This is a genomic window from Pseudoalteromonas sp. QJM3NY_22 (assembly GCF_056173065.1).
The window spans coordinates 3,144,930-3,161,525 of record NZ_CM149655.1; the positions used below are offsets into that span (position 1 = coordinate 3,144,930).

General features: G+C 38.7%; 11 protein-coding genes. 1 reads left to right on the forward strand and 10 read right to left on the reverse strand.

What is annotated here, in order from left to right; genetic code table 11:
- Positions 1-101: 101 nt before the first annotated feature.
- Positions 102-701 (forward strand): Yip1 family protein, encoded by a 600-nt coding sequence (locus AC0VZ4_RS14380; protein ID WP_007376851.1) that lies wholly within the window; start codon positions 102-104, stop codon positions 699-701.
- A 116-nt stretch (positions 702-817) separates the two neighbouring features.
- Here the strand turns inward: AC0VZ4_RS14380 and purF are convergent, their stop codons facing one another.
- From purF to AC0VZ4_RS14430, 10 genes are all read right to left on the reverse strand, one after another.
- Positions 818-2,344, reverse strand: a complete 1,527-nt coding sequence (purF, locus tag AC0VZ4_RS14385) for an amidophosphoribosyltransferase (protein WP_007376852.1) — start codon at positions 2,342-2,344, stop codon at positions 818-820.
- Between the two features lie 18 nt (positions 2,345-2,362).
- Complete coding sequence (locus tag AC0VZ4_RS14390; RefSeq protein ID WP_007376853.1) at positions 2,363-2,857, reverse strand: CvpA family protein; 495 nt, start codon at positions 2,855-2,857, stop codon at positions 2,363-2,365.
- A gap of 195 nt (positions 2,858-3,052) precedes the next feature.
- On the reverse strand, positions 3,053-3,688 hold the full coding sequence (locus AC0VZ4_RS14395; protein WP_007376854.1) for an SPOR domain-containing protein: 636 nt from the start codon (positions 3,686-3,688) through the stop codon (positions 3,053-3,055).
- Positions 3,689-3,699: 11 nt separating this feature from the next.
- Positions 3,700-4,965 carry a bifunctional tetrahydrofolate synthase/dihydrofolate synthase gene (gene folC / locus AC0VZ4_RS14400; RefSeq protein ID WP_149606267.1) on the reverse strand — a complete coding sequence of 422 codons (1,266 nt, stop codon included), beginning with the start codon at positions 4,963-4,965 and terminating at the stop codon, positions 3,700-3,702.
- A gap of 25 nt (positions 4,966-4,990) precedes the next feature.
- A complete protein-coding gene (gene accD, locus AC0VZ4_RS14405; RefSeq protein ID WP_475439994.1) occupies positions 4,991-5,866 on the reverse strand; it encodes an acetyl-CoA carboxylase, carboxyltransferase subunit beta in 876 nt (291 codons plus the stop codon).
- 155 nt (positions 5,867-6,021) lie between these two features.
- Positions 6,022-6,816, reverse strand: a complete 795-nt coding sequence (gene truA / locus AC0VZ4_RS14410; protein ID WP_007376857.1) for a tRNA pseudouridine(38-40) synthase TruA — start codon at positions 6,814-6,816, stop codon at positions 6,022-6,024.
- 148 nt (positions 6,817-6,964) lie between these two features.
- Entirely contained in the window at positions 6,965-12,418 is a 5,454-nt protein-coding gene (locus tag AC0VZ4_RS14415; protein WP_475439995.1) for a FimV/HubP family polar landmark protein, read from the reverse strand.
- A gap of 214 nt (positions 12,419-12,632) precedes the next feature.
- Entirely contained in the window at positions 12,633-14,072 is a 1,440-nt protein-coding gene (gene tnpC, locus AC0VZ4_RS14420) for an IS66 family transposase (RefSeq protein ID WP_475439950.1), read from the reverse strand.
- Positions 14,073-14,328: 256 nt separating this feature from the next.
- Positions 14,329-15,345, reverse strand: coding sequence for an aspartate-semialdehyde dehydrogenase (locus AC0VZ4_RS14425; RefSeq protein WP_007377758.1), 1,017 nt, complete (start codon positions 15,343-15,345; stop codon positions 14,329-14,331).
- Positions 15,346-15,393: 48 nt separating this feature from the next.
- Positions 15,394-16,515, reverse strand: a complete 1,122-nt coding sequence (locus AC0VZ4_RS14430) for a 4-phosphoerythronate dehydrogenase (RefSeq protein ID WP_475439996.1) — start codon at positions 16,513-16,515, stop codon at positions 15,394-15,396.
- Between the last annotated feature and the right edge of the window lie 81 nt (positions 16,516-16,596).

A 16,596-nucleotide genomic window follows, 5' to 3' on the forward strand; every position in this document is an offset into this window, starting at 1 on the left:
GTTAACTTGACTTTGCAAAATAAGTGAACCATAACTGTACATAGACTGTATAAAAATAAACCAACCAAAACAATAATACGTTCCTTTATGGAGTAAATACTATGATACTAAACCATCTTTGGGGAATCTATGCTCATCCCCTAGAAGAGTGGCAAACAATCGATAACCGCCACGAAAGTTTAACCTACAGCTTGTCACATATTTTATTAATTGCTCTGTTCCCCTCAATAATGGGCTACTACTCGTCTGTTTATTTAGGATGGAGTATAGGCGCAGGTGATGCGGTATTTTTAACACACGATAGTGCACTGCTAATTGCAGGCGCGATGTATTTTGCTTTAATAGCGGGCGTATTCGCATTGGCGTATTTAGCCCATTGGATGGCGGTTACATTTGGCTCTAAGCCTACATTTACACAAACACTTGAACTTGCAGCATATACTGCAACTCCAGTGTTTATGTCGGCACTCGCCGCTTTTTGGCCTGTACTTTGGTTTGTAGTGTGTGTTGGAATTATTGCACTGGCTTACTCGGTTTATTTACTCTACACCGGCGTACCAATACTTATGCATATCCCAGAAGAGCGTGGCTTTATTTACGCCAGCTCGGTAGTAACGTGTGGATTAATATTACTGGTTATTATTTTAGCTGTAACAGCTATGCTTTGGACAAATGGGATTGTTAGCCCAATGTTTACTTAATAAAGTTTACCTAATAGAGAGTCGTGTTTGATAGAAATGTTCCCTTTCTTTCCTTCGCAAAAAAGGAGCTAATTAGCTCCTTTTTTTATGTGTAACGACTTTTTATTAACTAACTATTAATCAGCTTCGTTTTCATCTTGGTTGTGTATCTCTAAACCTGAAGACATCGCACTTTCGCGGGTGCTTTTTGCAGAATCGTTACGTAGCTTATCAATACGATTTAAATAGTTTTGATCAATATCGCCTGTAATATATTGGCCATCAAATACTGACGTTTCAAACTTAGTAATTTCAGGGTTTTCTTGGCTAACCGCAGCAATTAAATCTTTTAGCGATTGAAAGATTAAACCGTCAGAACCAATACTTGCATTAATATCTTCTACTTCACGTCCGTGAGCAATAAGCTCAGCTGCTGAAGGCATATCAATACCGTACACATTAGGGAAGCGTATTTCAGGCGCTGCTGATGCAAAGTAAACGTTTTTAGCGCCAGACTCTCGGGCCATTTCAACAATTTGTGCTGATGTTGTACCACGCACAATTGAGTCATCAACCAATAATACGTTTTTACCTTTAAACTCACGATCAATTGCATTTAGCTTTTGACGTACTGACTTTTTACGCATCTCTTGGCCAGGCATGATAAACGTACGACCAATATAACGGTTTTTAACAAAGCCTTGGCGGTATGGTAAATCAAGCACACGTGCGATTTCCAGTGCTACATCACATGACGTTTCTGGGATTGGGATAACGACATCAATATCTTTGTCAGCCCATTCACGTGCAATTTTTTCGCCGAGTTTAGTCCCCATGTTTACGCGTGTTGCATACACAGACATACGGTCTATTGTTGAATCAGGACGTGCAAAATAAACGAATTCAAAAATACATGGCGAGTAAGATGCCTTATCAGCACAACTAAGCGAATGAAATTCACCTTCTTCTGTAACATATATAGCTTCGCCAGGCGCAACATCACGAATAAACTCAAAGCCATCAGGCTTTAACGCAACGCTCTCTGAGGCAAACATGTATTCCGTACCCTTTTCGGTTTCGCGTTTACCAAATACAAGTGGGCGAATACCATTGGGGTCGCGAAAAGCAACAATACCGTGACCGATGATCATAGCAATTGTTGCATAACCACCGCTTACTTTATTATTTACTTCGGTTACCGCAGTAAAAATATCTTCAGGGTCTAAATGCAACTTATCAGATTTGCTTAATTCATGTGCCATAACATTAAGTAAAATTTCAGAGTCTGATGTTGTATTAACATGACGACGTGCTTCTGAGAATAACTGCTCTTTTAAAGTTTCTGCATTAGTAAGGTTACCATTATGGGCAAGCGCTATACCAAACGGTGAGTTAACATAAAAAGGCTGTGCTTCAGATGAACTTGAAGACCCTGCGGTAGGATAACGCACATGGCCAAGACCAATTGTACCTTGTAGTCGTTTCATATGACGAGTGTGAAAGGCATCTTTCACAAGGCCATTTGCTTTGCGTAAGCTAAACGTATTATTCTCAATGGTAATGATACCCGCGGCATCTTGACCACGGTGCTGCAAAACAGTTAAGCCATCATAAATCGCCTGGTTAACAGGAGATGTTCCGACTATTCCAACGATACCACACATGTAATTTATCCTCGCCGATTAACGGTTTACTGAATTTAAAAAGCTCGAGTTGTTTTCTAGGTACGAAAAGAACCATTCAACAACAAAGCCAAATTCTGGAATCAAAATAGAATTGCCCCACCAGTGCGTATTGGGTGCACCAGTAAAAGCATCAAGAAAGAAGAGTAACGCGCTCACGACCAACACGCCTCGTAGAGCACCAAACACTATGCCAAAAACACGGTCGGTACCCGATAAACCAGTACGATGTACAAGCTCACCTAAAATATAGTTTAGTAAACCGCCTAACAGTAGCGTCGCAAAGAATAATATGGCTATGGCCGCAGCATTTCTTAAAAGGGGTTCAGAAATGGTTGTTAGGAAGGAAGCTAAATATTGGTAAAACAAGCTAGAGATGATAAAGGCGCCAGCCCATACCGCTAATGACATTGCTTCTTTTACAAAGCCGCGTATTAAACCGATGATGGTAGACAGTGCAATGATGCCAATAATGGCGTAATCAACCCAGATCATAAGAACCAATTAGTCGCTAATTTGGGGCGCATTCTATACCCAAACATCGTTAGTATGCAAGTTTAAACGGGAGAATACTGGGTTGTAGTCAATACAAAAAATTAACATTTTAGAATGGGTATTGCGGGCGAGTGATAATCATAAAAACAAATATTAATAAATAAAAAAGGCTTGTTATACAAGCCTTTTTTATAATTATTTTGTTACTTCGTATTGCGTAACTTTACCATTTAATTTAGTAAGCTTTTTAAGCTGGGGGAGCTGCTTTTGTAATTCACTTTTATCAAGTGAAGGGCCAACAAATACTTTGGTTAATGTCCCATTTGGGGTTTTAATCGGTTTAGTAAACGTTTTAAACCCTTCAACCTTTAGTTTAGCTTGTAATGCTTTTACGTTTGCAACATGTGAAAAACTACCTAATTGAATAACATAAGCCATACTCGTTAGGTTTTCATCACTTTTACGCGGTGCAATCGGTTTTGGTTTAGCTTGAACAGGAGTCGTTGGTTTTGCTTTAGGCTCTATGCTTGCTTCAACGACTTTATCCTCTACAGCATAATCACTTTCCACTATTGCATTTTGCTGCTCAAAAGCCTCATCATCAGCTTGAATATCTTCGATTTCATCTTGCTTTAGTGGCTCTGCGTTAGCAACATTTTCATCAATTGACTCTTGAAGATCGATTGTTTTGAACTCAGGGCGATCAGGAATCGCTTTAAAGCCTTCTTTATAATGCACTTTTTCGCCATCGAGTATATTAGGGATAAACACAATTGCTGCGATCACCACTATACTTGTTCCGACTAAGCGATTAATAAAACTTGAGTTCACCGACATCCTCTCTATTTTTTAAAGTAATTAATAGCGCCGGCCACAGTAAAAAAAGAACCAAATACAATCAACATAGTATCACGTTGTTGTTTTGGTAAAATTACACTTAGTGCCTGTGCCACACTATCATAGCTATTGATAGTATTATGATGAGACAATTCCTGCAGTGCATTTTGTAAATTACTTGCAGTGTCGCCTCGCGGGCTACTTAAGCTCGCTAACGACCACTCATCGACCAGGTTGCTTACTTCTTTAAGTACACCGACTTTGTCTTTATCAGCAAGCATAGCGACTAATGCATGAATTTTAAAGCCTTTATCTTTATAGCTTGATAACTTATTGGCTAAATAACGCGCCGACTCAGGGTTATGTGCCACATCTGTAAAGACTAAAGGCTCAGTACTTAACTGCTGAAACCGCCCTTCTACAACTAAATTAGCTAGGCAATCTCTTATTATCTGCACACTAGGTAATAAGTTTAAAACACTTAGCGCAGTTAGCGCAGTGGCTGCATTTTGACACGGTATTGCTGGCTTATCTATTTCAAGATTATGCTGTTTATATTGCCAATTAAAGCTCTCAGCATTTTCTTTGAAAATAAAGTCACTGCCCGACAACGTCATATTGGCATTAATTTCCTTGCCATAATCAGTCATTGTATGAGGAATATTTAAATCCCCGATAATAGCGGGCGTATTTTCACGAAAAATACCGGCTTTATCATAAGCCACCAACTCACGGGTATCACCTAAATACTCTTTATGGTCTAAGTCTATAGTGGTAATCACACTTGCATACGGCGTTACTATATTTGTAGCGTCAAAGCGCCCACCTAAACCAACCTCAAGTAATACATAATCGACGTTACAGCGTTTAAAAATTGCCAATGCCCCCAAAGTACCATATTCAAAATAAGTCAGAGGAGTGTCTTTACGGCCTTGCTCAAGCTGGTGAAAAGCATCTATATGAAATTGGTCTGCCAATTCTTCCCCATTAACTCGTACACGCTCGTTATAATGAATTAAATGTGGAGATGCGTAAGTACCCACGCTAAAACCTTGCGCTAGTAATAGCGACTCTAAGCAACGTGCAGTGGTGCCCTTACCATTTGTACCGGCAATAAGAATAATTTTACTTGGAGTGTTTAAAAGGCCAATATTGTTGGCAACATTAGCAACTCGTTCTAAGCCCATTGCAATGTTAGCAGGGTGAACACTTTCTAAATAAAAAAGCCAATCATCAAGGCTTGATGATTGGCTAGGAATTGTTTTTGTCATAGCGTGTAATCAGTAAAGCTGAAATTTACGCTACTCTATGCTCTTGTTCCGTAGAAGGCAAGTTCATAAATTTAGCTAAAATGCGTGCAAGGGTATCGCGCATTTCACGGCGGTCAATAATCATGTCAATTGCACCGTGTTCTAGCAAAAATTCACTACGCTGAAAACCTTCAGGTAATGTTTCGCGAACAGTTTGCTCAATAACACGAGGACCCGCAAAACCAATTAACGCTTTAGGTTCTGCAACGTTAATATCGCCCAGCATAGCAAGTGATGCAGATACACCACCCATTGTTGGGTCAGTCATTACTGAAATAAACGGAAGGCCTTTTTCAGTCATTTTTGCAAGCGCAGCACTTGTTTTAGCCATTTGCATCAGCGACATAAGCGCTTCTTGCATACGTGCTCCGCCTGATGCAGAAAAACAGATAAGCGGCATATTGTGCTCTAAACATTGATCAACAGCATCAACAAAACGAGCACCAACAACCGAAGCCATTGAACCACCCATAAATGAGAACTCAAATGCTACCGCTGCCACTGGAATACCTTTTAATCGGCCTTTCATCGCCACAAGTGCATCTTTTTCACCACTTGCTTTTTGGGCTGCACTGATACGGTCAGAGTACTTTTTAGAATCTTTAAACTTAAGAATGTCTTTAGGCTCATGTTGTGTACCAAGCTCTTGACGATCACCTTCATCTAAAAAGTGCTCTAGGCGCTTACGGCCACTAACACGCATGTGGTGGTCACACTTAGGACATACGTTTAATGACTTTTCTAATTCAGCTTTATATAAAATTGAATCACACGATGTACACTTAGCCCAAACACCTTCTGGGATTTCTTTACGACTTGATGATTTTGTCGTTTTAGGTAAGATTTTTTCTAGCCAACTCATTTGCAACTCTCTTAATACTGTTCTGTGTCGCGAGCCTGCTAATAGCAATTAGCAGACAAATTTTTTCAATTAAAACATGAATTACACTAACGCGGTATAAAAAACTGGTCTTAGTAGTTAAAAGTGCTCATAAAAAGCACTTATACTAACCTTAATTAAACATCTATATCCGGCAAAAATAAAGGGCCTAAAGGTGTTTGAGGAATATCAAATTGCTCAGGGTAGTCAACATCCACTAAATACAAACCAGCAGCCTTAGCGGTAGCACTGGCCTTTGCGCGTTCTTTACAATCAAGTAGCTCTTTTATCCATATAGGTTGGTGTTTATGTAAACCAACATCCATTAAACTGCCTGTGATATTACGCACCATGTGATGTAAAAACGCATTCGCTTTAATATCAATAATAACGTAAGTACCTTGGCGACGTACCGATAAATGATGAATTGTTCTTGTCGGTGTATTCGCTTGACAATGAATGGCCCTAAAAGAAGTAAAGTCATGTTTGCCAATTAAATACTGACACGCTTCCTGCATTTTGGTTTCATCTAGTTGATGATGGAAATGCGTAACGCCTTCATTTAGTACAGCTCCTCGCAAAGGCGAGTTATAAATAATATAACGATAACGACGTGCTGTAGCACTAAAACGAGCGTGAAAATCATCTGCAACGGGTTGAGCAAAACGAATAGCAATATCTTTAGGCATTAAAGTATTCATACCTAGTGTAAATGCAACCATATCGCGATCGGCCTCAGTGTCAAAGTGTATTACTTGGCCTGTACCGTGTACACCCGCATCTGTACGACCTGCACATATAACTTCAACTGGATGATTACAAATGCGCGACAGCGCCTTTTCTACTTCTTGCTGTACGCTATTTACATGAGATTGACGTTGCCAACCACTATAACGTGCGCCGTTGTATTCAACTCCAAGTGCTACTCGCATAATTACTGCTTTACCTACTGTGCTAATGAACGAGGCATTTTATGCTATCTAACGATGCAATAAAAGGAGACCTGTCGTAATCAAACCAATACACATAAAAAAACCCGTATTTAGCTAAGCCAGATACCGGTTCTTATAAACATTTTAATTATTTTAGTTTAGCTTTTAAACTAAGCGCCTCTTCTTGAACTTCTTCAGGACCTTTGTTAATAACATCCTCAATGACTTTAAGCGCAGAATCAAAATCATCAATTTCAATATAAGCACGCGCTAAATCTAATTTAGCTGAGTAGCCACCACTTTCAGCATCAACATCCGTCGGATTATCACCGGCAAGTAACGCGTCAAATTCACTCAAGCCAACATCCATATTAACGTCGTTGTAAGGTTCGTGTTCAATTTCTGCGTCGTCACTTTCTTCTAATAATGAATCAATATCTACAAATTCATCATTATCAAGTTGCTCAACATTGTTACTTTGGACAAGCGGTTCTTCAACAACTAACGCCTCATCAACTCCTAAGTCTTCTTTTAGCAAACTGTCAAAATCAACGTCAAACTCACTACTATCTTCAACACTTAATTCTTCTGGTTCAGCTAATTCGTTAAGTAATAAATCAAAATCAGTTTCCGTTAGCTCAGCCATAAACTCATCATCAAGCTCATCATCTGATGCTATATCACTGCCATTAAATAACTCAGTTCGGGTTATTTCAGCTTCACGATCGGCATTCGTTTGCTCACCAGCGAGCTCATTAGAAAGCGCTTCATCTGGGTTTTCCGAAATCATAGTTTCAGAGCCTGCGGTGCTTTCTAATTCAGCATCAAGTTCCGTAAAATCATTATCAAGTAACAGCTCGTCGTCAAAATCATCATCCAAGTTATTTAAATCGTTTCCAGCTGAGAGCGCATTCATTAAGTCTTGTTCGGTTTGACTCGGTAATGAATGTGTTGGTTCGTCATCTAAATTTACCGATAATTCATCGCTATCAGCATCATCCTCTACATTAAGAGCTTCATCTATTTCAGCTTTTGAATTATTTTGAGGTTCAGCATCAATTGCTAAATCTGTATCAAGCTGAGCAGAATCATTATCGAGTAATAATTCGTCGTCAGGCTCTAAAGGTTGAGTTTCTTCAAGCTCGGGAGTTTCAGATTCATTAACCGTAATAGCATCATCTAAGTTTATTGGTAATTCATCGCTATCTGTATCAAGCTCCGCAAAGTCATTATCAAGCAATAATTCATCGTCAAAATCATCATCTAAGCTATTTAAATCATTTTCAGCTGACAGCGCATTCATTAAGTCTTGTTCGGTTTGGCTCGGTAATGAATGTGTTGGTTCGTCATCTAAATTTACCGATAATTCATCGCTATCAGCATCATCCTCTACATTAAGAGTTTCATCTATTTCAGCGCTTGAATTATTTTGTGGCTCAGCATCAATTGCTAAATCTGTATCAAGCTGCGCAGAATCATTATCGAGTAATAATTCGTCGTCCGGCTCTGTAGGTTGAGTTTCTTCAAGCTCGGGAGTTTCAGACTCATTAACCGAAATATCAGCATCTGAATTTACCGATAACTCATCGTTATCCTCTACATTAAGAGTTTCATCTATTTCAGCGCTTGAATTATTTTGTGGCTCAGCATCAATTGCTAAATCTGTATCAAGCTGAGCAGAATCATTATCGAGTAATAATTCGTCGTCCGGCTCTGTAGGTTGAGTTTCTTCAAGCTCGGGAGTTTCAGACTCATTAACCGAAATACCAGCATCTGAATTTACCGATAACTCATCGTTATCCTCTACATTAAAAGCTTCATCTATTTCAACGTTTGAATTATTTTGAGGTTCAGCATCAATTGCTAAATCTGTATCAAGCTGAGCAGAATCATTATCTAAATTTACCGATAACTCATCGCTATCTGTATCAAGCTCCGTAAAGTCATTATCAAGCAATAATTCATCGTCAAAATCATCATCTAAGCTATTTAAATCATTTTCAGTTGAAAGTGCATTCGCTAAATTTTGCTCTGTTTGACTCGGTAATGAGGGTTTTGGTTCGTCATTTAAATTTAGTGATAATTCATCATCATTGATTAGATCTGTATCAAGCTCAGTAAAATCATTATCAAGTAACAATTCGTCGTCAGGTTCTAAAGGTTGAGTTTTTTCAAGCTCTGGAATTTCAGATTCATTAACCGTAATATCATCATCTAAGCTTATCGGTAATTCATCGTTATCGAATTCGTTAAGATTTTCATCTATTTGACTGTTTTGTAGTTCAGCATCAATTGCTAGATCTTTATCAAGTTCAGTAAAGTCATTATCGAGTAACAGCTCATCGTCTAAATCATCCTCGAGGCTATCTAAATCGCTTCCTTGCGCAAGTGCACTCGCTAAATCTTGTTCAGTTTGACTTGCTATAACTTGTTTAGTCTCAGATTTTAAATCAATATCTTGCGTAGACTCAACATCTTGTTCATCAGTAGCACCTGAGTAAGGTTCGTCTATATCTAATTCAGTATATTCGTCTGAATTTTCATCACTCACTACCATATTAGTATCTGAATGTTCAGGTAATCGATTTGTGCTTGCATCATCTGCTAATGGATCATCACCTAAATCAATTTCAACTTCTTCAATATCATTATCTAAATCTTCTAAAGACCACTCTGGCGTTTCAATATAATCATCTTCTACTTGCTGTAACTCATTTAAGAGTTCATCAACACTTTTTAGTTCGTCATCATTGTATTCTTCTAGTGCATCTTCTGGATCAAGTAAGGTCTCTGAAGTATCTGAAAAATCATCTAGGTCTGCCGCAAGTTCAGGCTCTTCTGCAAGTTCAGGTTTTTCTTCAAGTTCAGGCTCTTCTTCAAGTTCAAGCTCTTCTGCAAGTTCAGGCTCTTCTTCAAGTTCAGGTTCTTCTAAAAGCGCAGGCTCTTCTTCAAGTTCAGGCTCTTCTGCAAGTTCAGGCTCTTGTTCAAGTTCAGGCTCTTCTACAAGTTCAGGCTCTTCTGCAAGTTCAGGCTCTTCTTCAAGTTCAGGCTCTTCTTCAAGTTCAGGCTCTTCAATTAATGTAGATGCTAGAGACTCTACATCAGCAACATTTAATTCTTCCTGCGCTTCGGCTAAATCATCGGCAGAATCGGCTAATGCCACATTAATATCAGAGTCACGCTTTTCAGTCTCAGCTTCTTCATCTGCGGATTCATCAATTAAACTATCAATACCATCTAAATCAAAATCATCTTTTTCTTCGACTAACGCATCAGCTGCACTGTCATCCCCAGCGTCATCAATTAAACTATCAATATCATCTAAATCAAAATCATCTTTTTCTTCGACTAACGCATCAGCAGCACTGTCATCCGCAGCGTCATCAATTAAACTATCAATATCGTCTAAATCAAAATCATCTTTTTCTTCGACTAACGCATCAGGCGCACTTTCATCCGCAGCGTCATCAATTAAACTATCAATATCGTCTAAATCAAAATCATCTTTTTCTTCGACTAACGCATCAGCAGCACTTTCATCCGCAGCGTCATCAATTAAACTATCAATATCGTCTAAATCAAAATCATCTTTTTCTTCGACTAACGCATCAGGCGCACTTTCATCCGCAGCGTCATCAATTAAACTATCAATATCGTCTAAATCAAAATCATCTTTTTCTTCGACTAACGCATCAGGCGCACTTTCATCCGCAGCGTCATCAATTAAACTATCAATATCGTCTAAATCAAAATCATCTTTTTCTTCGACTAACGCATCAGGCGCACTTTCATCCGCAGCGTCATCAATTAAACTATCAATATCGTCTAAATCGAAGTCGTCACTTTCTTCGACTAAGGCTTCATCAACGCTATCGTCTGTAGCCTGGTCAATTAAACTATCAATATCGTCTAAATCAAAATCATCTTTTTCTTCGACTAACGCATCAGGTGCAATGTCATCCGCAGCGTCATCAATTAAACTATCAATATCATCTAAATCAAAATCATCACTTTCTTCGACTAAGACTTCATCAACGCTATCGTCTGTAGCTTGATCAATTAAGCTATCAATATCGTCTAAATCAAAATCATCTTTTTCACTTGAAAGACTATCTTCTGTATTACCTAAATCTGATTCAGTATTTGTTTGATCTAATAAGTCATCAATATCAAAATCATCATCTTCAGCGAGTTCTTCGCTAAGCGCGGCCATTTCATCATTCGATTCTAAGCTATTATCTTCTTCTATATCGTTTGTTTGTGGTGAGTCAAACTCCGATAAGCCATCATCTTCATTAAATAAACTATCTAAATCATCATTACTTAAAATATCATCACTATTTGATGATTCTAGTGGCGAATCTAAATCAATATCACCTTCTGGGCTATCATCAGGTGATTTATCGAAATCTTGTTGCATGAAAATATCAAGTTCATCGTCTTCAATATTTTCATCGTCAAAAACAATATCATCGCTTAATAAACTTTCTAATTCATCCTGATCAAGTAGGCTATCAGACTCAGTAAAGTCCTCTAGGCTGTCATCAAAAGCAATATCATCATCCGGTAATGGGGTATCATCGTCCGGTAAGATATCATTTTCTAAACTATCATCTAGCTGAATACTTAAGTCATCAAGTGGTTCCGGGACGATAGGGTCTTCGATATTTTGAGTATCTAAATCGTCATCGTTTGCGTAGGTAGGTGTTTGTGGTAAAAAATCATCGTCGCTTTGGACATCATCTTTACTAGCCCGCTTGCGTAAGAACATCACAACAGCAAAAACAATCAATAACCCAGGAATAACCATCAATAATCCAAGAACAAAAGGATTAGATAAAAAAGATCCCAGATCAAATTCAGCTTCTGGCTCTATTTTCTCAGCCTTTTGCTGTTCTATCATTTCATTTTGTTTAATTATTAGTTCTTTTAACTGTTGCTGTATTTCACTGTCTTGACCGAGCTGCATACGCACATTTTCAAGCTCTTTGGAGATGCCCGTAAGCTGTTTTTTTAAATTATTATTTTCAACTAAAATTTCTTCTACGTTATCAACTGAACTTTTAAATTGTTGTTGAAGCTCAACTAACTTACTAGTTTGATCTGTTTTAATTTCTTTAATTTCTTTTTGTAATTCTTTTTTTGCGTCATCTACATCAACTTTACGGGCTTGAGTAACTTGAGTTTGAGCTGAATTAATTTCACTTTGCGTAAGCGTACCGTTTTTTTTCTTTTCCCATAACGCATCATCTTGTTCAGAACGTTGTTTAGCGAGTTGTGTATTAACATTTCTAATTTCAGCTAGAGTAGGAATTTTTAAATAGGCACCACTTTGCATGTGGTTAAGGTTTTGCTCTAAAAATGAATTAGGATTTTTGTTATACAAAGCCTGCATAACTTGATAAATGCTAACCGAGTTGTCCGGGCGTACCTTAGCCGCTATACGCCAAAGCGTATCCGTCGGTTTTATTGGCCCAATAGATCGCCCTTGCGCACCATAGTCAGCGCCCTTTGGCCCCTTTAACTGGGTACTGTCTTGAGAGTAAACTGATGTTACTATCAATGCAGACGCTAATATAATAAGTGTAGCTAAACCGCGCATGCTGATCCTTTAATGTTTAAATGTTAACGCAGCACCGAGAAAGTTAAGTGCATAAACATTGATTAATCTTGCTTTTATCAGTCAAATGACTGATTCACATTTGTTATTACAATCTATTTTTGTTGCAAGCTCTATTCCAATTACAAACTATAAACCAGTTCAGGAGTAATATCCATCGCAACACATTGAAAATAAATACCTAAAAACATTGTAACTATTCAGCCACATTTTCAATAAATATATCAGGTAACTGATTTTTGAAGAGTAATTCAAGGGCTAGGCTTGCTGATACATGCTGTTTTCTGCAAGTCGAGAGGTAGCTTCTGATTAAACAAAACATCTCTGCACCTTGCATGCTTCTGAAGCACCCAGATATCTTTTGATGAACCTTGGTCATCCTAATATCATTCTCACCTTGGTTGTTGCTAAAAGGCACCGCCGTTTCCGTCATGAACCGTAAGACATCATCTTGATAACCTCTTAACCGCTCTAACAACGCTCTAGACTTTGTTCGTTTCAATCTGCCTCGCTGGCCTTTTACTCGGCTGTTTCTATCCGGTGGAGGGCATTTAATGTCACCTTGAGCCAATATTTGTTGATATTTCTCTATATAGTGAGCTTTTGTGTCTGCATCTAGCTCGGGGTTATCTATTTGATGTTTATTGATTTCAGTCAGTAGGGTTTGCAAATCCTTTGCCCATTGCATACCGTCTTGCTCCCATGCCCTTTCTAACTCTCGGATATGATGTGCATTACACAAGGCATGTTGGCACTGTGTATATTGATAATACGGTTTCCAGTGGTCGTGGCATAGTACCCCAGTAAAGTGAGGTAAAATATCGGCGTCATCCATCGCTATTTTCCCTCTTTTCTCATGCGGGTAAAAATACGTCCACCACGTCGTTGATGCACCATGAAGCCATCGTCGTTTACCACCTATATTAATCCCCGTTTCATCAACGTGTAAGGCTTGATAAGTCGTTTTCAGGGCTTTCTTGAGCGCGGCTTCTGCGCCGGAGGACTTTACCAAGGCCGCTGCTTGTTCATTAAAGTTAAATAAACTACCCGCACTGATTGGAATACCGAGTTGATCACAAAAATATTCTTCAATGCGGTTGTAAGGGAGTAATTGATATTGGGATAGGTAAACTGCATGGGCTTTTACACCAACCCCATATTGAATAGGACTGTTAACGTCTTCTGGAAATTCACCAATAAAACGCTTACCTTGCTCATTTTCCAGAATTTGTGCTTGGTATTCAGTGACCACTTTCCTGATATCTATATCGACAACCTGTCGTTTTTGAAAGCCAATTTCACGGTAGTGACCTTTCGGTAAAAAATCACGTTCAACTAGGATGATTTTGATCTCATCAGGCGTCTGTGTTTGGGTTAGTGTTTTACCTGCACGGCCTTTTTGACCACCCGCTGACTTGGCTGATTTCTCTTTGTTTTGTTTTTTTCGGTTGATGTCTTTTGATGGCGGGATACTGCTATTGTTACTGTTAAGTCCTAATTTACTTGCTAACATAACAACGACAACCAGAATGAGTTCAATAGACATCTTCAGCGCAGGCGTGAGAGTTTTACCTTCTTGTAATTGAGCTTTGGTTTTCTCAACGATTTCGTCGATGTTGATGCTGTTTAAATTCATTGAAGCTAGGGCTATTAGGTCATAGCCCTAGCTTGGCATACTGGCGGGATCGGTCAATAGTTAAAAAAGATCCTTTGAAAATAATTTACCATGGTGAATAGTTACAAAACATTATTAATAATATAAATTTATCGAGGATTATCAGTAGGTTTATATACTTCGTGAGATAAGTGGCAAAAAAATGGCGGTAACCCAAATAAAAAGCGGCAAACAATTGGTGCTTACCGCTTCTAAACTAATCGTTAGCTATAAAATATTACATGTAATTAGCAATAAGTTCTTCTGCAATTTGTATACTGTTAGTTGCAGCGCCTTTACGCGTGTTGTCACTTACAACCCACATGTTTAAACCATGAGGGTGCGAGATATCAGCTCGTAAACGACCAATATAAACAGTGTCATTTCCACTTGCATCAGATACTGCCGTTGGATAATCACCTTCATCGTCAATCAACTCAACACCTGGGGCATCTTTTAAAAGTTGCTTAACATGCTCAAAGTCATAAGGCATACGCGTTTCAATATTAATTGATTCAGAATGTCCAAAAAATACAGGCACACGCACGCATGTAGGATTTACAGCAATAGTCGTATCACCCAAAATTTTATGGGTTTCGTTTACCATTTTCATTTCTTCGCGTGTGTAGCCGTTCTCTTCAAAGCTATCAATTTGAGGAATAACGTTAAATGCTATTTGCTTTGGAAAAACTTTATTATCCATAGGACGAGCATTCATTAAATTAGCAGTTTGTTTTGCAAGTTCATCAACCGCTTCTTTACCTGCGCCCGATACAGCTTGGTAAGTAGATACATTGATACGGTCTATTCCGTAAGCATCATAAATTGGTTTAAGTGCTAGCATCATCTGAATAGTTGAACAGTTAGGGTTAGCGATAATATTACGATTTCTAAAATCAGCTAGGCTTGAGGCATTAACTTCTGGCACTACTAATGGGATTTCAAAATCATTTCTAAAGTGTGATGTATTATCAATTACAATACAACCGGCGTCTGCTGCAATAGGTGCATATTTTTCAGATACACTGCCACCAGCAGAAAACAAACCTATGTGCGCTTGGCTAAAGTCAAAGCCTTCAACGTCTAATACTTCAATGGTCTCACCACGAAACTTTATATCTTCACCCGCGCTGCGGCTGCTAGCAAGTAAAAAAAGCTGATCAACAGGAAACTTACGATCTGCTAGCGTTTCAATGATTTGACGGCCTACTAAACCAGTAGCGCCAAGTACGGCAACGTTATATTTTTGCGACATATTTCTTCCTCTATAAACGACATTAAAACAACATCGTTAGTTAAATAACTATTTAGCTATGGTAAAACCAAGTTGACTAAGTGCAGCTAGTTGTGAGCTATCACCTTGTATCGACAAGGTGCTAAATTCTCGTCTTACCGGATAGCTTTTTCGTAAACTATCAAAACCATCACTTTCTAAATGGCGAAGTAAAATACCATCATCACGGCGAACGTCGTAAATTAAATGCACTAAACAGGCAACATCCTGCTCATTGAAGTTTGGCGTAATAACCGCTTGTGTAATAGCTGGAGTAGGTAAAAAGTCATTCAACGATTTACTCGCATCGACACTTTTCAGTTCACACAGTTTTTGATACAGCATTTGTGTACCACGAGCTTTGCCTTCAAGCGTATGACCCGCAATATGCACACTGGCGTAGCGAACATGTTCTAGTAATTCAGTTAAAATATTGGGCTCTTTTTCCCATACATCAAGCACTAAATCCAGATCGGCTCCCGCTTCCATTACCTCAAGCAACGCTTGGTTATCAATTACATCGCCTCGGCTTGCATTAAGCAGCGTAAGCCCTGGCTTAAGTACTCTTAATCGCTCTTTACCCAACATGTGCAGCGTTTTATGCTCGCCACTTTTAACAAGGGGAACGTGAAAAGTAACAACATCTGATCTTGCTAATAACTCATCAAGTGCTATGTGATCTTGTAGTAAGCCTTGTTCGTGCTTAATTGGATCGCATAACAGTACATCAACATCTAGTGCTTTTAATTTTTCAGCTAAACACGTACCAATGTTACCCACCCCGACTATACCAATTGTTTGACCACACAATGGGCGCGCATTTTCTTGGCTTAATGCAAATAAGCTACTAATTACATATTCAGCTACCGCAACGGCATTACAACCAGGCGCGCTAGTAAAAGCGATATCTCTATCATGCAGTAATTGCGTATCAATATGGTCAATGCCAATTGTGGCTGTACCCACAAAGCTAAGCTTATTAGCTTGTGACAACAGCTCATAATTAACATTGGTCACTGAACGAGTAAGGAGTACATCTACATCAATTAATTGTTCAGGGGTTAATTTACGACCATCAAAACGCTCAACCTCACCAAAGTCTGCAAAGTACTGCTCAACTAAAGGCATATTTTGATCGGCAAGAATTTTCATTACAGAGTCCGTTTGGCAATTAAGAGGCGCTATTGTAGCGAACAACCTAGCCTTTACACAAACTAAAAAGCGAGGGCTTGT